A 21,729-nucleotide genomic window follows, 5' to 3' on the forward strand; every position below is an offset into this window, starting at 1 on the left:
CAGGAGGATATAGGATGCGTAATGAAAAAAAATCTTCAAAAAAACTAAAACCAAAACGAAAAATATATGCTATTGATTTATTCTGTGGTGCAGGGGGCTTAACAAAAGGATTGGAAAACGCAGGAATTGATGTCCGATTAGGAATTGATATAGATCCAGCTTGTAGTTATCCCTATAACCATAATAATAAGGCTCAGTTTCTTCTGAAAAACATAGAAGAAGTTAAGGTGGACGAGTTGGAAAAAAAGTATAGAAAAAATGGGATTAAGTTGCTGGCGGGATGTGCTCCATGTCAGACATTCTCTACATACAATCGTAAAGCGGATCAGTCTGATAAACGTTGGTGGCTACTAATGCAATTTGCGAGATTGATAAAGGAGGTTTCTCCAGAATTAGTTACAATGGAAAATGTACCTAGTCTAATTGATCAAGACGTGTTTATAAAGTTTGTGGAAGACTTAAAGAATACAAATTATCATGTGAGTTATCAAATTGTAAATTGCGCGGAGTATGGTCTGCCCCAGCAGCGTAAAAGATTAGTTTTGCTTGCCTCAAAGTTTGGTGAAATTGAACTTTTAAGTCCTTCAGAGATGGGGGTTAAATCTATGACAGTGCGTGATGCGATTTCTAATTTGCCACATATTGAGGCTGGTAAGGCTTGCAATAGTGATTTTTTACACCAATCTTCCTCACTTTCTGAGACTAACCTGTTACGAATAAAAGCATCAATTCCGGGCGGGACATGGCTAGATTGGAATAAGGACCTTGTAGCCGAATGTCATAAAAAAAACTCGGGAAAGACTTATCGAAGTGTTTATGGAAGGATGGAATGGGATGAACCAGCACCTACAATAACTACACAGTACTTTGGTTTTGGTAATGGGAGATTTGGTCATCCAGAACAGGATAGGGCAATTTCTTTACGCGAGGGTGCAATTCTACAAAGCTTTCCTGAAGAATATAGTTTTGTTGAGCCAGGAGAAAAAATCAGTATAAAAGCTGTTGGTAGGATGATTGGTAATGCGGTCCCCGTAAAACTGGGTGAAGTTATTGGAAAAAGCTTATTAGCACACGTAGCTCACCATGAAGAAATAAATAAAGGTAAGGGAGGCACGTCTGTTGCAGCAACAAACCAATAAAAACCTTTCATTCAGTCGGAACGTCCCCGACCCAGGTCAACTTGTTGAAGTTAGACGACGTCATTGGGTAGTTAGCCAGGTTCAAGGGTCTTCGTTCTCTACTGACTTAAATAGGCAACAGCATTTAGTAACCCTCGCTTCATTAGAAGAAGATTCTCTAGGTGAAGATCTTCAAGTCATATGGCAGATAGAACCTGGTGCAAAGGTTATGGAAAAGGCTGGTCTCCCTCAGATTACTGGATGGGATACAAACGAGAGGCTTGAGGCTTTCCTGGATGCAGTTAGATGGGGGGCAGCAACTAATGCAGATCGTTCTTTTCTACAAGCTCCATTTCGTAGTGGGATAACGATAGAAGAGTATCAACTAGATCCTCTTGTGAGAGCTGTTGATATGGCTCGTGTTAACTTATTAATTGCAGATGATGTTGGTTTAGGTAAGACAATTGAGGCTGGATTGGTAATACAAGAACTTCTAGTACGTCATAGAGCACGGACTGTCTTTATTGTTTGCCCAGCCTCCCTTCAGGTGAAATGGCAAACTGAAATGCAGGAGAAATTCGGCCTTGAATTTCGAATTGTTGATACTGATTATATAAAACAACTACGCCGTGAGCGTGGAATACATGGCAATCCTTGGGCCTCCTTTCCGCGACTTATTTCGTCTATGGATTGGATGAAAAGCGGTGAGGGTTTACGACTGCTCAAGGACATTCTACCTCCTCAAATAACTTATCCACGCAAATTCGACATTTTGGTAGTTGACGAGGCACATAACATAGCGCCAACGACTTCTAGTAAGTATGCACTTGAGAGTCAACGTACAAAACTAATTCGTACCATTTCACCTCACTTTTCACATCACTTATTTCTGAGTGCGACACCGCATAATGGATTTCAGGAGTCTTTTACTTCACTACTTGAACTACTTGATGATCAGCGATTTGCAAGAACAATTATGCCTGATGAAAAGCAACTTCAAAGGGTAATGGTTCGCCGACTTAAAAGTGACATAGTAGATAGTAAGGGTCAGCCTGTATTCCCTGTTCGAAAGCTAGAGTGTCTAGAAGTGGACTATTCCTATGAGGAGAGAGACATTCATAAGCTACTGGGGGAATATATAACTAGTAGATCAAGTAGTGTTCGTGGAACTCGTTATGAGTTCGGGACGGATTTCATTCATACATTACTCAAAAAAAGATTGTTTTCTTCTCCTATGGCTTTTGCAACAACACTAGAGAAGCATAGAGATACCCTTAGAAAAGGGGGGGGGAGTCCTGCAAAAGATACATTAGATAATCGTATTCTTCGAAAGGCGATCTTGCGCACGGAAGAAGAATATTCCAATGATGCACAAGCTGAACAGCTCAGTAATGAGGCGATTGAAGTAGCTAGTGAGCTTACAGTTCCGCTAACGGTAATACAAACGGAAATGTTAGAACGTCTGTCTGGCTGGGCTGATAAATTTAAGAACCGTTTGGATTCAAAAGCAAAAGCGATACTTAGTTGGTTAGATACTCATCTTAAGCATAATGGGCGACAGAACAATAAGCGGGTAATATTATTTACTGAATATCGGGCCACACATACATGGTTACACCAAATTCTAGCTAGTCATGGTTATGGTGGGGAGCAGCTAATGTTTTTGCACGGTAGCATGCTTCCCGATGAACGGGAAAGTGTTAAGGCAGCCTTCCAAACGGACCCGCAGATATCCCCAGTTCGTATTCTATTGGCAACTGATGCTGCTTCAGAGGGGATAGATTTGCAGAATCACTGTAATTATCTGATTCATATTGAGATCCCGTGGAATCCAAACGTTATGGAACAACGTAACGGTAGAATAGATCGACACGGCCAGAAGGAAAAAGAAGTATATATCTGGCATCCGGTTGGAAAGGGTTTTAAATCTGATAATAGTTCACAAAGAAAAATTAGAGTAGGTGAGGTTACTGGTGACCACGAATACCTGATGCGTGCTGTTCTTAAAATTGATAGGATTCGGGAGGACCTAGGTACAGTTGGTCCTGTTATTGCATCACAAATTGAAGAAGCGATGCTTGGGAGACGCAATTCAATGGATACAAGTATTGCAGAGACTAAGGCAGCCCAAGCTCGTCGTTTTGTTTCTGCTGAAAAAAGGATGGAAGAAAAGATATCTCGTCTTCATGCGCGGCTATTGGAGGCTAAAGAGGAGTATCATCTTTCACCTGGGCATATTGAAAGAGCTGTTGAAATAGCTTTGGAAATTGCGGAAAAACCAGCACTTAGACCATATTCTCTATCGGGGGTACCTAATGGGAGTCTGTTTGAGGTCCCTATACTACCTGGATCATGGGGGAGAGCGACAATTGGGCTTAACCATCCCCATACAGGTGTGCGTCGCCCTATAACATTTGACCATAACGTAGCAAAAGAAAGAGATGATGTCGTCCTTGCACATTTAAATCATAAACTTGTCCAGATGAGCTTGCGCCTATTACGTGAGGAGTTGTGGAAAATAGATGATGTTAAACAACTTCATCGTGTATCGTTTCGGTTAGTTCCTGATAGGGAATTTGTCTCACCGGTTGTAGCGGTCTGGTCTCGACTAGTTATCATTGGCGGTAATCATGAGCGCCTTCATGAAGAGTTGACATTATCAGGAGGGGAACTTAGGAGGAGTGGTTTCTCTAGAATAACACAATTGGGTAGATTAGAATCGTTAATCGAACAATCTATTGCTGTAGAACCATCCAAATCATTATTTAAGTCACTAAAAGAAAGATATGAAAGTCAAGAAAGGTCAATTCAAGCAACCCTTGAGGCTAGATCGCGTGATAGATTGAAGTATTTAGAAAACACTTTAGAGCGAAGGAAAGATGGGGAAATTAAGGATGTATTGACAGTTCTTGATGACTTGGAAATAAGTATACAAAATGAATTGAAAGATCAAAGGCCTCAACAAATTGAGTTGCAGCTATGGCCAGAGGATCAAAGAAATCAGCTTCGCCGAGATTATGATGCACTTAAGGAGCGACTCAAACGTATTCCAAATGAAAAGGAAAATGAAGCGTTAGCTATAGAGAATAGATATAAAAATATAGTTGATCGAACGTTTCCGGCAGCGGTTGTATTTCTTGTACCAGAATCTGCACTCGGAAGGAATGAAACAGAGTGAGTAGACATACAGAGTGGCTGTCGCTAATAGAAGTATCAGGCCATTTTTTAACGGTTCCTCTCTTAGAAAAAGCATTTCCACAAGGATTGGGGGCGTTAGAAACACCAAGAAGAGCACGTTTTCGTTCAGCTTATGATGAATGGTGTGAGGCTATTGAGGATCAGGATCCAATGCTATCGGATCTTCATCGCGAATGGATATGGATAGTACTTACTGAACTTTTAGAATATGATAGTTATTCTTTGGTTTTGAACTCTGAATTATCCTTGCCTTTTAGTATAACTTCTCTGGAGCAAAGAGGACTTTTTATGCCTAATTGGGTTGTTAAGGGCAATCAAGATGAGAATCCAAGACTCTTTGTCTCTGTGCTTTCTCCAGAAACTAATCTTGAGACGGTACAACATGATGATGGTTGGCCAAGTTCTTTTATTGAGAGAATGACATTGTTATGTAAAACTAGTGGAGTCAGACTCGGTCTAGTTACCAACGGTGAGCGATGGGTATTAGTAAATGCTCCAATAGGCGAGACGTCTAGTCATGCTTCGTGGTATTCACGACTTTGGTTTCAGGAGCCGGTTACGCTTAAGGCATTCCAGTCATTATTAGGAGTACGTCGTTGTTTTGGTCCTCAGGATGAAACTTTAGATGGTTTATTAGAAGAATCCATAAAACATCAGGATGATGTGACGGACACTCTGGGAGAACAAGTACGTCGTGCTGTTGAAGTGCTAATACAATGTCTAGATAAAGCTGATCAAGATCGTAACCGGGAATTGTTACATAATGTTGTCACGTCTGAGCTTTATGAAGCTGGACTCACTGTGATGATGAGATTAGTGTTCTTGCTCTGTGCAGAAGAAAGAGGATTATTATTATTAGGTGATCACTTTTACGATCAACATTATGCGATTTCAACTTTACGTAGTCAATTAGTAGAAGAGGCTGACCGTCACGGGCCAGAAATGTTAGAGCGTCGATATGATGCTTGGGCACGACTACTAGCCGTTTTTCGTATGGTCTTCGGAGGAATTGACCATGAATCTCTTCGAATGCCTGCCTTAGGTGGCTCTCTATTTGATCCTGATAGGTTTCCTTTTTTAGAGGGAAGGCCAAAAGGGACTAAATGGCTTGATTCAGATGCCAAACCTTTACCAATTGATAACAGAACAGTACTTCTTTTGTTAGAATCATTACAAGTATTGCAACAACATGGTGGTGCATTACAATTATCTTATAGAGCACTAGATGTTGAACAAATCGGACATGTATATGAAGGTTTACTTGAGCAAACTGTCGTGCGAGTACCAGAAGTGACCTTGGGTTTAATAGGTTCGCAAAAAGCGAAAAATCCTAATGTTTCACTGAATAAACTTGAATTGGAACTAGCTGAAGGGGAGCAGAACCTTTTAAAGCTAATAAAAGAAACCACTGAACGTAGTGAAGCCGCTATCCGGAGCGCCGTTAACAGATCGACTGATGAGGTTCTGGTAAGTCGGCTGCTTGCGGTATGTGGCGGCGATGTCAAGCTTTTAAAACGAATACAACCATTTATGCACTTGATACGAACAGATGCCTGGAATGATCCTATCGTGTATTTAGCTAACGCTTTCGTAGTTACTATTGGAGTAGATCGTCGTGAAACTGGTACTCACTATACACCAAAATCACTAACTGAGCGTATTGTTACAAATACCTTAGAGCCATTAGTATATAATGGTCCGGCAGAAGGTAAACAACGTGAAGATTGGGTATTAAAGCTTTCATCCGATTTATTGGATCTTAAAATTTGCGACCCAGCAATGGGTTCGGGCGCGTTTCTCGTCCAATCATGTCGCTGGTTGGCCGAACGCCTTGTAGAGTCGTGGGCTACAGATGAAAAGAACGGGAAAACTATATCGGTTAACGGGGAGGTTCTGAATGAATTAGGCTACAATGACCCGTTGCCAAAAGACTTAAATGAACGCATACTCTTTGCAAGACGATTGATTGCAGAGAGATGTCTGTATGGTGTTGATGTAAATCCTTTGGCTGTCGAGTTATCAAAATTATCAATATGGTTGGTAACCCTGGCGAAAGGTCGACCCTTTGGTTTTCTGGATCACAACCTACGCCATGGTGATAGCTTGCTTGGAGTCAATCATATAAATCAACTTAACACACTGTCTTTGCAACAGGAATTAGAGCAATACCAGCAACGCCTATTTGGAGAAAAAATTGAAAACGCCGTCAATGAGGTAATTGAACTTCGCAAGACTTTATATGAAATATCTGTAAGAGATATTCATGATGTGGAGACTAAAGCGAAGTTAGACAAGGAAGTACAATATAAAATTAAATTTGTTCAGTTGTTGGCTGATGCAATGATTGGGTTGATTTTATCTTCAAAACGTAGTTCGAAATTAAGAGATTCTTCGATGGATGGACTCTCTGATATAGCATTGGAATTACTGAATGGAAATGAAAAAGTGAGAAGAGTTATAAAAGAGCAAGCTGAAATTGCATTGAATGTTGACCTTCCTAAAGGCAAGGCACCGAGGAATCCTTTTCATTGGCCGTTAGAGTTTCCTGAAGTGTTCATAAGAGAAAATGGAGGATTTGATGCAATAATAGGGAATCCACCTTTTAAACGCGGAAAAGATATCACAGGAATGCTGGGTGTATCTTATCGTGAGTATTTAGTTTTATATGTTGCAAATGATGTGCGTGGTTCCGCTGATCTTGTAGTATATTTTTTTCTTAGATCTAATCAAATTCTTAGGCAAAATGGTTGTTTTGGACTGCTAGCAACTAATACTATCTCGGAAGGAGATACAAGAGAAGTTGGTCTCGATAAACTATTGTCGTGGAATCATACGATTTACAACGCTACCCCAAATTATCCTTGGCCAGGAAAAGCTTCTGTGATGGTTAGTCAAATCCATTTGTTTAAGGGTATTTGGAAGGGACAAAAATATTTAAGTGGAGTATCTGTTTCTCAAATATCTTCGTATTTGTCAAACACAAATCAACAATTACCTAAAAAATTAACTTCCAATTCCTCAAAGTCTTATCAAGGCTCAAACATTTTAGGGCTTGGATTTACACTTAGTGATGAGAATGCTAAAAAATTAATTGAAAAAGATATTAAAAACAATGAGGTATTATTGCCGTATTTAGGTGGTCAAGATGTAAATTCTGATCCGAAACATTCCCCATCACGTTGGGTTATTAATTTTTGGGATTGGCCAATTGATCGAAATGCTGATGGATCATGGTTACAGAGTCACTCAAAGTCAAAACTATCGTGGCTAAAAGATGGAGTTGTTCCATATGATTATCCGGGTAGGGTAGCAACAGACTTTCCGGATCTATTAGAAATTCTCCGCAATAAGGTTAAACCAGAGAGAGAGAAGAAAAAAAGAAAACAATATCGAGAACAGTGGTGGCAATTTGGAGAGAAGCAAAGAGCCCTGTATACAGCACTTGGTAGAGGGGGGCTCTTTGTTCGAAGTGATAATATTGCTAATGAAGATGTATTTCAACCCGATACTGTTTTATGTCAAACAATGACTTCTAAGTACTTAGCAATAGCAGTTGTACCAAATGACATAGTATTCTCTCATAAGCTTGTTGTTTTTACAGTGGGCACGGATTTTTTTGCTCTTCTCCAATCGACTATTCACGAAATATGGGCTAGAAAATATGGTGGTACACTTGAAACTCGTATGTCATATACGCCAAGTGATGCGTTTGAAACATTTCCCTTTCCCGATACAGTTTATAACTGTATATCAATTGGAAGTGATTATCTCAAACAAAGAGCAAGTATCATGATAGATAATGGTATCGGATTAACAGATGTATATAATGCATTTCATAGTATAACCAACCAAGATAAAGAAATTCAAAAGCTGAGAAGACTCCACTCTGAACTAGATGTTACAGTTTTAGCTGCATATGGATGGGAGAACATTGAACTGAAACACGAGTTCAGAGAAGTTACATACTTGCCTGAAAATGATAGAGTACGTTTTACTATTTCTGATGAAAGCCGGAAAGAGATCCTTCATCGTCTTCTCAAGTTAAATCATGAACGGTATGAGGAAGAGAGTTTACTTAAGAAGAATATAGGTAAAATTTTGACCAGTAAATCTAGAAAAATTAAACAATCAATAGATGATCAAACTAATCTTCTAAACCTTTTTGAATTAGGAGACAAATATACCTAATAATATATTGAAAATGTGGAGGAAGAATATGAGCGAAGAAAGCAGGAAATTATTCGAACATGGAATGCAAACACCTGATACTCCGAATGCCTGGCTTATTCGATTAGGAAAGGAGATTCAACTGAATGATTATACAATAACAATATATTTAAATTCGTCTGAATGTCGTGGTATAAATGAAAGAGACATGCTTATCATTTTTGATCAAAATTTGTGTGAGCACAAATCAATTACTTATGCTCGTATATATCGTAAACGTTCAACATCAAGTAAAACAGTTCTCTTATTGGATGGTATCATTACTAACAAACCTACATCTTTTATTGAGTTATGTTTAAATTCTACAATAACAACTTCCATCAAAAGACTTGATTGGAGCAGCCTTGAAAAAGCTCTGAAATTAGATTGTGACATTGATGTCTCTGCTTTTCCGTCAATCAAAGGCGATACATCTAGTGAACAGGCCTATATCCGTGATCTATTAAAGATGGCTGTATATGACGACTTACTTGGTCCAGCTGGTGGTCCAGAAGAAGAGATTATTGGAATGAGTGTCCGTGACCGCTATCTTGTAGGGAGGCTTGCTCCACAAGAAACGCGTGTAGAAGAGGCAGACGAGCTACCCAATGCAAGTGGGCGAATCGATACTGAAGATTCGGATGGCGAAATTGATGCTTCAACTAATCAGTCTCTGGTTCCTTCATCAATAGGATTCACCTTCTGTGTTGATGGGGCTGTTAAAGAAGTTGAACTTGTTGCAAGTTGGGGAAGATATGAGCGTGCAGAAAGCCATAAGGTTAATGGGAAAACTGGAAAACCTCTTCGTGCATGGAAACGGATACCTTCGGGTGGGACTAAAATAATCGAATTAAATGATAGCAACATTAAACCTGTACCAATAGACATGAATTGTCCAAATGTCGTTATTCAAGGAATGATAAGTAATCCGCTAGAAAATGGAGACAGGTTGGTTACGTTATTCTTAATTAATAATCAAATTAGTATAAATCAAAATCAAGACCAGGCTTGGTTATTTCAACCAGAGTTGCTGGTACGAGACTCTCAAAATAAAGCTGTTTTTAGACGTCGTCCTATCCTTCAAAATGAGGATTTCGACGATGAACGGGAATCATTAGAGATGGTATACCGACATCATGTTGAGTTTGCTGTTGGTCATGGAATATCAGTACATGCTACTACTGCTGATGGAGATAGTGAACATGCGGTTGAAATAAGTACAAAAGTTATACCAGATTATGAAGTACCTATTACGGAAACTCCGGGCCTTGAATCCGAAGATCGTCCTGCAATGCGTGAAATGGTTGAGTCAGGGTATCTTGATATGGAGTTCTTGGCTAAATTAGATAGCAATGATCTAGAAAGTGCCTTGAATATCCTTATAGATGATTTTGACACATGGATTCGTGAACAAAGAGAGCGAATAGTTAATTCGGTAAAAGGATACGAAAAATCTGGAGCAGATGCAATGGATAGTTGTGATCATATTCTGGGTAGATTGCGGGAGGGCATTGCTGTTCTTAAATCTAATCCGTTAGCGTTAAAGGCATTTCGTTTTGCTAATCAAGCAATGGCCACTCAACGTATACATAGCATTTACGCACTTTCAAAGCGCCGTGGTGAGAGCCCAGATTTAGAAGAATTGAATATTCGTAAAAATCGTTCTTGGCGTCCATTCCAGTTGGCCTTTATATTATTATCGATTCCTGCTTTGTCTGACCCAACTCACCATGATCGTACAGAGCCGCTTGAGGCGTATGCTGATTTGTTATGGTTTCCAACCGGTGGGGGGAAAACTGAGGCATACCTCGGAGTAGCTGCTTTTACTATGGCTATACGGAGACTACAAGGAAATCTTGGTGGTCTTGATTCTGGTCGTGGATTAGCTGTCATTATGAGATATACACTCAGACTATTAACCTTACAGCAGTTTCAACGTGCAACAGCATTAATTTGTGCAATGGAAGTACTACGTAAAAACGAACCGAAATTATGGGGAACACAACGTTTTACCATCGGGCTATGGGTTGGGAAAAAGGTAACCCCTAATACTACAAAGGAAAGCCATGAAGCAATTGAAAAGGAACGTGATGGTAAATATAGAGGATCTACTCCTGCTCAACTTACTACTTGTCCTTGGTGCGGATCTGAGATTGCCCCTGGTCGTGATATTCGCGTAGATCTTGATATGGGAAGGACTTTAATTTTTTGTGGAGATAAGTATGGTCGTTGTGAGTTCAGCCAGGAGAAGTCAAAAAAATTAGGTCTTCCAGTTTTAGTTGTAGATGAAGAGATATACCACCAACCACCTTCTATGTTGATCGCTACTGTGGATAAGTTTGCAATGATGGCCTGGAAAGGTGAGGTCCGTACCCTCTTTGGCAAAGTAACTCAGGAATGTCAACGTCATGGCTTACTATGGCCTGATGCTGATTGTAATGGAAATCATAAGAAGAAAGGTTACCTATCTGCAACTTCTGCACAGAATGTGTTATCAGTTCGCCCGCCTGACTTAATAATTCAAGATGAATTTCATCTTATAAGTGGACCTTTAGGAACTATGGTAGGGCTTTATGAAACAATTGTTGATGAATCATGCACTTGGGAATTTAATGGTAAAAAAATAAGACCTAAGGTTATCGCCTCCACAGCTACAGTAAGAAAGGCTCGGGAACAAATGAATAATGTATTTCTGCGACAAGTATCAATTTTCCCACCACATGGTCTAGATGTAGAAGACAATTTTTTCTCTATCCAAAGATCTGTAGAAAAGAAACCTGGTCGTTGTTATATGGGAATCTGTTCACCTGGAAGTTCACGCCCAGCAGTGTTGATTCGGATTTATGTCGCAATGCTTACCGCTGCGCAAACGTTATATAATCACTTTGATCAAGCTGCTGATCCTTATATGACTGTAGTCGGATACTTTAATTCTCTTAGAGAATTGGGTGGAATGCGGAGGCTTGCTGAAGACGATGTCCAGACCCGTTCTTACCGGGTGGAGATGAGTGATGTGGATAGACCAGGTTTGAGTCAAAGATCTGTTAAAAATGTAGATGAGCTTACTTCACGAGTAGCAAGTAAAGAAATTCCTAAAAAGCTTGACCAATTAGAGGTGAAGTTCAAGTCTTCATGGGAAAAGGGCGAAACTCGTGCGATAGATGTAATGCTTGCGACTAATATGCTCTCGGTTGGCGTCGATGTAAATCGTCTAGGTTTAATGGTTGTTAATGGTCAACCAAAAAGTACGGCTGAATATATTCAGGCTACCAGTCGGGTAGGTCGTGCATTCCCTGGCTTAGTTTGTACTGTTCTCACATGGTCCCGACCTCGTGATCTCTCTCACTATGAAACCTTTGAGCATTATCATGCCACTTTTTATAAACATGTTGAAGCACAATCAGTTACTCCATTTGCTCCTCGCGCCTTGGATAGGGGGCTGACAGGAACAATGATAAGTCTGTTACGTATGAATCACGATGTCTTAAACCCAAATACTGGTGCCCATTATCTCGATAGTCCTACCAAACCAGAAGTGGAATATGTGAAACGAATTGTAAAGAATAGAGCATGGAAGGTTAAGAATGAAGAGGCAATGAATAATGCAAATCAGATGTCATCTGAAAGAATTGATATCTGGGCAAAAGAAGCAGTTAAACCTGGTCGGCGACTTGGGTATGAGACAGAACGCGGTCAGGGCGACCTAGTGGCTCTGTTGAAGAAGCCCGGTATCTTCGCATGGGATAATGTAACTGTCCCTATGTCTTTGAGAGAGATTGAACCTGGTGTTCAACTTATTATGGATGTAGCGAATCTTCCTGAACCTCCAAATTGGAGGCTGAAAGAAATTGATAGTGTTAGCGAAGGGGGCAATAGAGGATGAGTACTTATAGAGTCGGAGCTGTTCGACCTTCTCAGCTATTATGGACTTATGGACCTGGGGCTTTGATCGATTTACCTAACTTATCTGTAATAACTATGGGATTAGATCTTTGGAATGTTGAAAATTGTTCCCCTATTGAAGAGGCTAGATTACTGGCTGCCGTAAGACGCAAGTTAGGGTCACAAGTTGAACGATTACGTGTTCCACCATTCCTTAGAGACGAGAATGCAGATCCGATGTCTGCTGAAGGAAAGATAGGTGTGCCAGTTAGGCCTTTTCCACGCTGGTTGAGATGTGTAAGATGTGGTCTTCTCTCAGAATATGATTCGGGGTTGTTTAAAATTAAACCTAATCCTTATCGCCCAGAGCAAACCCATTTTATTCATGAAAATTGTGAAAAGGGCAAAAAATCGGATGCAGTGCCAGCCCGCTTTTTATTAGCGTGTAGAAATGGGCATCTTGATGATTTTCCGTGGCGTTGGTTTGTACATGGCGGTCCGTCAGACTGTAGGGGCAAATTAAGGTTCTTCGAAACAGGTGCATCGTTACAGACAGAAAACTTGTGGGTAAAATGCGATGAATGTGAATCATCAAGATCTTTAGTTCATGCTTTTGGGAAAGAGGCTCAACAAAATCTACCTGCCTGTCGTGGAAGGCATCCCCACCTTGATATGTATGATAAATCATGTGATGAAGACCCAAGGGCTGTATTGCTTGGAGCTACCAATAGCTGGTTTCCTATTACATTATCGGTATTGGCGATACCTATTCATAACAATTTGTTAAATCAACTTGTAGCTGATGGTTGGGAAGATTTTGTCGATGTTGAAAATCTTGAGGAATTAAGAGGAATCGTTAGGACTCTCTCAAGAAGAGGGGTCTTGCCTGGCATAAGTGAGTATGATTCTAAGGATATATGGCATGCAATTCAAAATAAGAAAAACGGGCAAGCTGCAGACGAGAATATTACGGAACTTGATATTAAAGTACCAGAGTGGGATGTTCTTACATCATCATTACCTCCAAATGATTGGCCGCAATTCTTAAGCCGGCGAACAGAACCTCCAGCAAGTTACGGGGATAAAATATCAAATGTATTATTATTAGAAAGATTAAGGGAAGTGAATGCACTAATTGGATATACAAGGGTAGAAGCCCCAGAGGAAGGTTCAGATACAGAAGTTCAACCGACTATGGCTGGATTATGCCGCGGTCGCCCAAAGTGGGTGCCAGCAAGTGAAGTGCATGGCGAGGGGATATTCATACAGTTTAATGAAGAGAAGATAAGGGATTGGGAAAGCTGGGAGGTTGTTAAAGAACGGAATTTAAAATTAGAACTAGGGCATAATGGATGGCGTAATGCAAGGAAGTTAGATCCAGAGGAAGGGTATCCGGGAATTAGGTATGCAATGTTACACACTTTCGCACATCTGCTAATCCGTGAGTTTGCGCTTGAATGTGGATACAACGCAGCTAGTATTAGGGAACGGATATATGCTAGTGATAATTTGGAACGACCTATGGCCGGAGTTCTCTTGTATACTGCAGCGGCCGATTCTGACGGTACATTAGGAGGGCTCGTAGAGTTGGGGAAAACCGAAAGCCTTGGTCGACTTATTGATCAAGCCTTGGTAAGATCAGAGATTTGTTCATCAGATCCATTATGTTCGGAGCATGATCCAAGTCAAGATAGAACTCTTCATGCTGCATCATGTCATGCATGTGCTTTTGTCGCCGAGACTTCTTGTGAACGTGGAAATCGATATCTTGATAGAGCTCTCCTAGTTAATACATTAGAATGTAGTGAAGCTGCATTCTTTAAAAGGGAATCTAATTGATGAATGAAATATTTCAAATTGTTGCAGAGCTAGGAATGAAACTTCACCCAGATCGGATAGGAGCAATTGCTGAGAAAATTGCCTCTTTAGGATCCTTCAAAGATTTTTCTAGAGCAAAAACTAGTTTTGGTCCTAACGTTGATAATATATTAATTCTTAGATTTGAACGTGCTTGGCAAAAGTATAGTCATATTACACCTGCTGAACTGTCTATAGCACTACGTAGTTCATCTTGGACTTCGAGCTTGCACAATATGAAGAGTTCCGTTGAATTAGTATGGACAGGTCCATCAACTGGGATAGTACCTATTAGACATACTGAGCAGGTGTTGTGTCAAGTAATTAGATCTTCAGTCAAGAAGCTTTACATAGTTAGCTACGTTGCATACAAAGTTGAAACAATTATTCACGAATTATGTAATGCCGCTGAGAGAGGTGTGAGTATTAATTTAATTTTTGAATCCTCTACAGAACACGGAGGAACTGTCAGTTTTGATTCAGTGGAAGCTATGAAAAAAACAGTCTCAACAGCAAATATCTATGTTTGGAAAAAGACAGGACAATCAGTAGGTTCAGTGCATGCTAAATGTGCTGTTGCTGATGGGCAGTTATCATTTATTACAAGTGCAAATTTTACTGCTGCTGCAATGGAAAGAAACATGGAGCTAGGGGTTTTAGTTGAGGGAGGGCATATTCCTCAAAACTTAGAACGACATCTTGAAGCACTTATTGTTACGGGTATCGTTCTAAGAGTTTGATTAAGGATTACTAAGTTATAATTAAATTTATGCTTATGTAATACTTGCTGTTTTATTTACCGGTATTTATTTGAGTTGTTGCTGCCTAACATCGTAATGGAATGGATGCGAGAATTAAGGTAACAGATTTATTTGGAGATTAATTGGGGACAAAGATCGCCAACTAATCTCCAATGTCACCTAAATAAAATCATACGATAACGTAAAAAACCTTATTATGTTTACTTTTATAATGTAATTAAAGAGGCTCTACAGAAACAGAATTCCCTTTCCCTTTAGTTATCTTCCTCCAACAATTCCCCAACAGAAACCTCCAATGCTTTCGCAACAGCCACCACCTCATAATCCTGCACTAATCTATATTGCCCCTCCAAGCGCGACAAACTAGTTGGGCTGATGTCTAACCCGAAGGTTTGCAACCGAGCAAGGAAATCCTTTTGTTTCATTCGCTTAGCTTTTCTAATAGCTACAACTCGGGTCCCGATGATGTTTTTGTCACCTGGGGGCTCTTTGCGATGCTTCATTTCCGGTCACCTCACAATTTAATCAAATTGTATGCGAGGTAACTATTGTTTTAATGCGAATATCGAATTAAAATAAAATAAACCGATAAACGCATTAAAAATTCTGTACATCGCCTACAAACATAGCTTTTCCAGAGGGGAGGAGTTGTAATGCAGCATCTGATTCAGAAGTATGAGGAGGAGAAGAGCAAGCTGAACGAACTTGGCCAAAGATCACTGAAGTTAGGAATTCCACTCAGCGGCAATGAAGCGGTTCAAGCTCAGAGTCGTAGGGTAGACGAACTTATTAATCAGATGTATCAAGAAAAGAACCGATATCTGGAGGATTTGCGCTTAAACTTCTGTCATGGAGGAGATGTGGTGAGCTTTCCGGCATGGTTTGTACAAACGATGCAAGGCAGATTAAATGAGATAACCGCACAGATTGAATACCAATCTGAGCCCAGACTTGTTTTTGAAGAAGAGAATAAGGCATTTCAGGCTCTGTTTGACTCCATGGACATTGCACGTATGCCTGAGTTTGAACACTGGGAGGATAAGCTTCAACTGAAGCTCTCCGTTCTATATGAACGTCTCTATCTCCAAGGATTAAAGGATGGTATGCAGCTTGCTAATACCTTTACTGCTCCTTCTGTTCTCTCGGATTAGATATTGAAATCTAAAGCATACGCATACTTCACATTTGGACTGTCCAGGCGACAGTCTATTTCTTATGCATATGATTGGAAGGGATACATTCCCATTTTGTCGAATAACCATACATATTGTAAATTCAGATGATACGAGGTTTTGCTATGTTTAGAGCGCTATGGTCTCTCTTCAGGAAGTCAGATACTGAGCCACCCCAGTCTGTACGTAAGGCACCAACTGGCAAGTCGAAGCCGAAGGTCGCTGCCACAAGGATCGGAGAGCTAGGCGAGCATAAAATTAATATCCAATTGGATCAGCTGCCTAAGGAGTGTAAATCGTTAAGCGATTTGTTACTCCCTAATCCTAAGTCTCGAACAGGCTACGCTCAAATTGATCATGTTGTTATTTCCCCGTATTGCTTATTCGTCATTGAAACCAAAAACTACAATGGAGAAATAAGAGGTGGACGGATGGATCAACAATGGTCAGTGAGCAACCGTTACAAGATGTATAATCCTCTGAAACAAAACTATGGCCATATCAAGGCCGTTGAAAGTCTTATTAAGGGTATGCCTAAATTGAAATCTGTATCGATTATTTCATTTACGATGAGATGCCGATTTAGCATAGATCCAGAGCTGCGACAAATTAATTCCTACGAGCTTGTTGTTTATGATGTAGAGTTGAGTGAATTTATCTCCAGAAAATTGCTTCGACTAAAGTCGGAGAGCCCAGAGCAATTACTTTCTCAAGTGCAGGTTCAGTCTATTTATGATCAACTGACTCAGGCTAACATTACAGACTCGGAGATTCGCAAGCTCCATATAGAGAAGATTACATCGACTACTAAAAATCGTTAACCACCTTGGAGGACTCCATGCCATTACCAGAAGCAATTACACAAATATTCAAGCGTAAGCAAAAATCATATAAAATGGTCCTGATCTTATCCTTAATTGAAGAGCTAAAGACTACCGATCAAGGGAGGGTTTCTCTTGATAAAGTAAAGAACCGATTTCTTGATTACTACATGCATCAACAAGACCTTGGGCATAGAGTAGATGAGACACCTACTCGTTATCACGCTCGATGGACTGAGATAACGAAAGGGCAGCTGAATTCTATATTAACTACACCAGTTAAAATACTTTCAGAGGTTATATTTGTTGATTCAGAAGATAATTCAATTGGTTTTTATCCTGAGATAAAGGATCAAATCGGGGAGGATGGCCTTCGCCAGTTGGAGAACCTAGCAATAGAAGAACTACATAAGTATAATACTGCAATGCAACAATTCTCCCTGAAAAATCACCTGGAGAATATTATGGCTCAGTACATTCAGGCCAAAAGAGAACCCTTTAAAGATCATTCATTGGGCACCTTATTAAGAAAGACGATTCCTTCTGAGCTAAGGGCGTTGCCTTTCCTGAATGAGGAGCACTATAAGATTCAAGGCTCCATCGGACAGGGGAAATGGGCCGATGTGCCTTGGTTTTCTATATTAGATAAACGCATTACTACAACCACTCAAAGCGGTGAATATGTCGTATATCTTTTTGCCGAAAATATGAGTGCTGTGTACCTAACACTTGCCCAAGGAGTAACAACTGCACCGAAGGAGAATGGGAGCAAGGGTAAATATGCATATCTACGTAGTAAAACCCAAGAAATTCGTAAGCTCATTCCTCTTACAAATATGAATAAGGACGAAGATATTCAGCTTTTGGGCCATGGCCGAGGGAATGATTATCAGGCATCTACTGTTGCTTATATAAAGTATGAAAATGGTAAGCTACCATCAGATGAGAAATTAGTACAGGATCTACAGAACGTAATGGAAGATTATCGAATCTATGTTGAAGATCACATACTTAATGAAACGGCAAGCACCTTGGAGGTAGAGCCAGTGACAGCGTATATTGAATCGGTACCTGAGCCTATTGACGACACCGAAATCCCTTCTTTCCTCCACCAAATCCAAGCCCACATCCGCCGCCAAGGCTTCTTTTTCCCTGAACACCTTATCGAAAACTTCTACCTTTCACTAAAAGCCAAACCCTTTGTCATCCTGGCGGGCATCTCGGGCACAGGGAAGACGCGGCTGGTGAAGCTGTTTGCGGAGGCGCTGGGGGCGACGCGGGATAATGGGCAGTTTAGCTTGATTCCGGTGCGGCCGGATTGGAGTGATCCTGCGGATCTGCTGGGATATAAGGATCTGTCGGGCAGGTTCCAGCCGGGTCCGATTACGAAGGTGTTAGTGGATGCGCGGCAGCCGGAGAATCGGCATAAGCCTTATTTTATCTGCCTGGATGAGATGAATTTGGCCCGGGTGGAGCATTATTTTAGTGATATGTTAAGCGTGCTGGAGACGCAGGAGTGGCGGGAAGGGGTCATTCAGACGCAGGACCTTATTTCTCCTACCTTGCTAGATACGCCTGACGATCAAGAAACCTATGGTGGCCTTGGCATCCCGGAGAATGTGTTCCTGATCGGGACGGTGAATATGGACGAGACGACGCATCCTTTTAGCAAAAAAGTGCTCGACCGCGCCAACACCCTGGAGTTCAATTACATCAATCTGCAGCAGTATCCGCAAGAGATTGGGCAGGAGGCGGGTGATCCCGCTGAGCTTACAGGGCTGAATCATCTGTTTGTCCGCTCGGATTATCTGCAGCTGGTAGACGCCTATGAACCTCACAAGGAGCTTGTTGTCCGGACAACGGAGAGACTGGTGAAGATTAATACGCTGCTTGAGGATATTCATGCTCATGTGGGCTTCCGGGTACGGGATGCGATATGCTTTTATATGATTTATAACGACCGTTATGGCCTGATGGATGAAGAAGAGGCGTTCGACTGGCAGCTGCTGCAAAAGATTCTGCCGCGCATTCAAGGTAGTCATTCCTCCGTGCGCCGGGTTCTGCTCAACCTGATGAAGGTGTCGATAGGTAGCGGCGCTGGCATAGCGGTAAACGTGCAGGACCTAACGGAGGATGCTTCTCCGCTCTATATGAGATGGGCTGCTGGGCAGAATCCGCCTGGGGTCAAGCATCCGCAAAGTGCGCGTAAATTGGCTTATATGCTGAGGAGGCTGGAGGAAGATGGATTCACCTCATTCTGGCTCTCTTAATCAGGCGGTGGAATTGCTCCGTATTGAGACGGAGCTTTTTACGCTTTATGTGTCAGGAAGGCCCTTTCATCCTACAGTGGAGGCATTGCAGCTGCATCGTTCTGCCGATCAGGAGTGGGTGAATGCACAGCTTGGGCTTGTGTGCTCTGAGCGGCTTGGGGATGTGCAGATCAAGGTTTTTTCCCCGGAGACTTACGGGCTGGTGGATTGGAAGCCGGGGGAGGCGGTCTTTCCATGCTTTTATGAGACACAGTCGTATGAATTGGTGATTGAGAGCAAGACGGGGGTTAAGCTTTCTTTTTACCATGATAATGTGCTGCTGCGGCAGGCGGTTAAGCCTCTGGGCGGATCGCTTCTCGCGGGTGTGCTGAGCTTTGGCAATGAGGTTGGCCTGACGGAGTGGGAGATCCGGAGTGAGGGGCAGCCGCTGCTGCGGGTGGAGATGGAGATTTTTCCGTCGAAGATGGATTACAAGCTGGATTACCAGAACATTCTGAATGAGGTGAATGCGCAGATTTATAATCTGGCATTCGACTTCCTGCGCCGAACCTACCAGCTAACAGGCCTGCGGGAGACGCAGCATCAGAGCCTGACGGAGTTTTTTACGATCCTGCAATATATCTTTAGGCAGCTTCTGGATGCCGTTGAGCGGATCAACAAAAATCCTAATTATGCGCTGCTCCAGGACCGACGGCTGGTGGATGCCAACAGGGTTAAAAAGGCCGGAAGAGAGAACATCCGCGAGCTCGCGAAGCATCCGGAACGGTTAAGAGAAGACATGAACCGTGGGTTCATCACCATCGGTAATCGGAGCTACGCAGCCACCCATTTAATGGAGACGCGGAAGCGCCTCGCCTATGATACGAACGAGAACCGGTTCATCCGCTGGATGCTGGAACGTATTCATGGCAAGCTGAAGGAGCTCAAAACCCGCTGGAAGACGAAAAGCCGGACCGCAGATCCTCTGCTGATCAAAAGGCTGGATTCGATGCTTACGCAAATCGAGCGGGTGCTTAAGATGGATTTTTTGCGTGAGGCTGGGATGTTGAAGCAGATGTCCGTTACGCTGGTGCTGCAGATGGCGCCCGGGTACCGTGAGGTCTATCGCTGTTATCTCATGCTGCTCAAAGGCCTGTCTATCCAAAGCGACCTGTTCCGCCTATCCATGAAGGATGTTGCACAGCTCTATGAATATTGGTGTTTCCTCAAGCTCAATCAGCTGCTGGGGCAGAAGTACAAGCTGGTGAAGCAGGATATTATTAAGGTGAACCGGAACGGGATTTTTGTGACACTGGACCGCTCACAGAGCGCAAAGATGGTCTATGAGAACCCGGTGAACGGGGAGCAATTCATCCTGTACTATAATGCGATTCCTGGGACGGACAAGACGCCAACGCTGAGTCAGCGCCCGGATAATGTGCTAACCCTGAAGAAGAAGGATGCTGGACAGATCAAGGAGTATAAGTATGTTTTTGATGCTAAATACCGCTTAAATCCTGCATACGAAGGTACTCCTTACCAAGTAAAGTACGGGCAGCCTGGGCCGGAAGAGGACGACATCAACACGATGCACCGCTATCGGGACGCGATTGTGTATCAGGAGAAAGGCTCCGGGGAATACGAGCGTAGCATGTTCGGAGCGTATGTGCTGTTTCCCTATCCTGACGAGCAGCGGTTCAAGGACCACCGTTTCTATAAAAGCATTGAGCTGCTGAACATCGGTGCCCTGCCGTTTCTGCCGAATGCCACAGGTCTGGTCGAGCAATTTCTGGATGAGATTATCCGGGACAGTCCGGAAAAAGCTTATGAGCGGTCCACACGTCCACGCGGCACAAGAGAATATTATGCGGATCAGCTTGCGGGCAAAAATGTGCTGGTTGGCTCGGTGCGGGGGCCGGAGCAGGTGGGGGTGGCGGTTCGGGAAGCTTTTTACCATATGCCTTTAAAGAATCTTGCCAGTCAGAAAATACTCACCCAAATCGAATACGTGGCGATGTGCCAATCCCGCAAAAAGTTCATTGATCCTGCAAAAACAGGCATCCACTGGGTAGGAAAGGTAGCGGATTGGAAGGTGCTGCGGCGTAAGGAGATTACGGAGGTCCCTTGTCGGCCGGGTACGGAGGAGGATCTGTATGTGCGCTTTACCGTTGAGGAATGGAAGCCATTGGCCGCTCCTATTGCGCTTGGTGGACAAGGGATTTATACGGTGCTCTACACTAGTAAGTACATCCTGGACCGTGCCCTGGAGCTTGCTGAGCTCCGTCTTGAAACAGAGGAAGCACTGCGGGAATGGCGGGAGAAGCGCCGCAAGGGCAGAGTGCAGGTGAGGCTGGATCATGAGGAGTATGTGGATTTGGGGCGGGTTGTGGAGGTAAGGAATATATAATCATTCAGCAACTTGTATTGCATACTGGAGGCTCCAAAATGGATGCGTTACTGCGTCC

11 protein-coding genes are annotated in these 21,729 nt (G+C 42.2%); 10 read left to right on the forward strand and 1 reads right to left on the reverse strand.

The genetic code is table 11. From position 1 onward, the window contains the following. The first annotated feature begins 14 nt into the window (after positions 1-14). The 6 genes from AC4G46_RS03645 to drmC are packed head-to-tail and all read left to right on the forward strand — an operon-like array spanning position 15 to position 15,001. Entirely contained in the window at positions 15-1,139 is a 1,125-nt protein-coding gene (locus AC4G46_RS03645) for a DNA cytosine methyltransferase (protein ID WP_491126733.1), read from the forward strand. Then, positions 1,120-4,296: a DISARM system SNF2-like helicase DrmD gene (gene drmD, locus AC4G46_RS03650; protein ID WP_491126734.1), complete on the forward strand. Its 3,177-nt coding sequence runs from the start codon at positions 1,120-1,122 to the stop codon at positions 4,294-4,296. The genes AC4G46_RS03645 and drmD overlap by 20 nt, the downstream gene beginning before the upstream one ends. Continuing rightward, positions 4,293-8,504 carry an Eco57I restriction-modification methylase domain-containing protein gene (locus tag AC4G46_RS03655; protein WP_491126735.1) on the forward strand — a complete coding sequence of 1,404 codons (4,212 nt, stop codon included), beginning with the start codon at positions 4,293-4,295 and terminating at the stop codon, positions 8,502-8,504. The genes drmD and AC4G46_RS03655 overlap by 4 nt, the downstream gene beginning before the upstream one ends. A 28-nt stretch (positions 8,505-8,532) precedes the next feature. Then, the gene (gene drmA / locus AC4G46_RS03660; RefSeq protein ID WP_491126736.1) at positions 8,533-12,405 is read left to right on the forward strand and encodes a DISARM system helicase DrmA; all 3,873 of its coding nucleotides are present in this window, start codon (positions 8,533-8,535) and stop codon (positions 12,403-12,405) included. Next, positions 12,402-14,243, forward strand: coding sequence for a DrmB family protein (drmB, locus tag AC4G46_RS03665; protein ID WP_491126737.1), 1,842 nt, complete (start codon positions 12,402-12,404; stop codon positions 14,241-14,243). The genes drmA and drmB overlap by 4 nt, the downstream gene beginning before the upstream one ends. Beyond that, positions 14,243-15,001, forward strand: a complete 759-nt coding sequence (drmC, locus tag AC4G46_RS03670) for a DISARM system phospholipase D-like protein DrmC (protein WP_491126738.1) — start codon at positions 14,243-14,245, stop codon at positions 14,999-15,001. Before drmB ends, drmC begins: the two co-directional genes overlap by 1 nt. Before the next feature lie 275 nt (positions 15,002-15,276). Here the strand turns inward: drmC and AC4G46_RS03675 are convergent, their stop codons facing one another. Next, positions 15,277-15,525, reverse strand: a complete 249-nt coding sequence (locus tag AC4G46_RS03675; RefSeq protein WP_491126739.1) for a helix-turn-helix domain-containing protein — start codon at positions 15,523-15,525, stop codon at positions 15,277-15,279. Between the two features lie 150 nt (positions 15,526-15,675). Here AC4G46_RS03675 and AC4G46_RS03680 point away from each other — a divergent pair, with 150 nt between their 5' ends. The 4 genes from AC4G46_RS03680 (at position 15,676) to AC4G46_RS03695 (ending at position 21,671) form a co-directional block, all read left to right on the forward strand. After that, positions 15,676-16,173: a hypothetical protein gene (locus AC4G46_RS03680; protein WP_491126740.1), complete on the forward strand. Its 498-nt coding sequence runs from the start codon at positions 15,676-15,678 to the stop codon at positions 16,171-16,173. 146 nt (positions 16,174-16,319) lie between these two features. After that, complete coding sequence (locus AC4G46_RS03685; protein WP_491126741.1) at positions 16,320-17,015, forward strand: nuclease-related domain-containing protein; 696 nt, start codon at positions 16,320-16,322, stop codon at positions 17,013-17,015. Between the two features lie 17 nt (positions 17,016-17,032). Further along, complete coding sequence (locus AC4G46_RS03690) at positions 17,033-19,285, forward strand: MrcB family domain-containing protein (protein WP_491126742.1); 2,253 nt, start codon at positions 17,033-17,035, stop codon at positions 19,283-19,285. Next, positions 19,257-21,671, forward strand: coding sequence for a DUF2357 domain-containing protein (locus AC4G46_RS03695; RefSeq protein ID WP_491126743.1), 2,415 nt, complete (start codon positions 19,257-19,259; stop codon positions 21,669-21,671). The genes AC4G46_RS03690 and AC4G46_RS03695 overlap by 29 nt, the downstream gene beginning before the upstream one ends. Positions 21,672-21,729 lie beyond the last annotated feature (58 nt).

The sequence above is a fragment of the Paenibacillus sp. fava2 genome, from assembly GCF_058313675.1.

Bases quoted from the DNA above. Each gene is read 5' to 3' on its own strand.
- drmA (WP_491126736.1), top strand. From the start codon at position 8,533: ATGAGCGAAGAAAGCAGGAAATTATTCGAACATGGAATGCAAACACCT.
- AC4G46_RS03695 (WP_491126743.1), top strand. From the start codon at position 19,257: ATGGATTCACCTCATTCTGGCTCTCTTAATCAGGCGGTGGAATTGCTC.
- AC4G46_RS03685 (WP_491126741.1), top strand. From the start codon at position 16,320: ATGTTTAGAGCGCTATGGTCTCTCTTCAGGAAGTCAGATACTGAGCCA.
- AC4G46_RS03680 (WP_491126740.1), top strand. From the start codon at position 15,676: ATGCAGCATCTGATTCAGAAGTATGAGGAGGAGAAGAGCAAGCTGAAC.
- AC4G46_RS03690 (WP_491126742.1), top strand. From the start codon at position 17,033: ATGCCATTACCAGAAGCAATTACACAAATATTCAAGCGTAAGCAAAAA.
- AC4G46_RS03675 (WP_491126739.1), bottom strand. From the start codon at position 15,525: ATGAAGCATCGCAAAGAGCCCCCAGGTGACAAAAACATCATCGGGACC.
- drmC (WP_491126738.1), top strand. From the start codon at position 14,243: ATGAATGAAATATTTCAAATTGTTGCAGAGCTAGGAATGAAACTTCAC.
- AC4G46_RS03645 (WP_491126733.1), top strand. From the start codon at position 15: ATGCGTAATGAAAAAAAATCTTCAAAAAAACTAAAACCAAAACGAAAA.
- drmB (WP_491126737.1), top strand. From the start codon at position 12,402: ATGAGTACTTATAGAGTCGGAGCTGTTCGACCTTCTCAGCTATTATGG.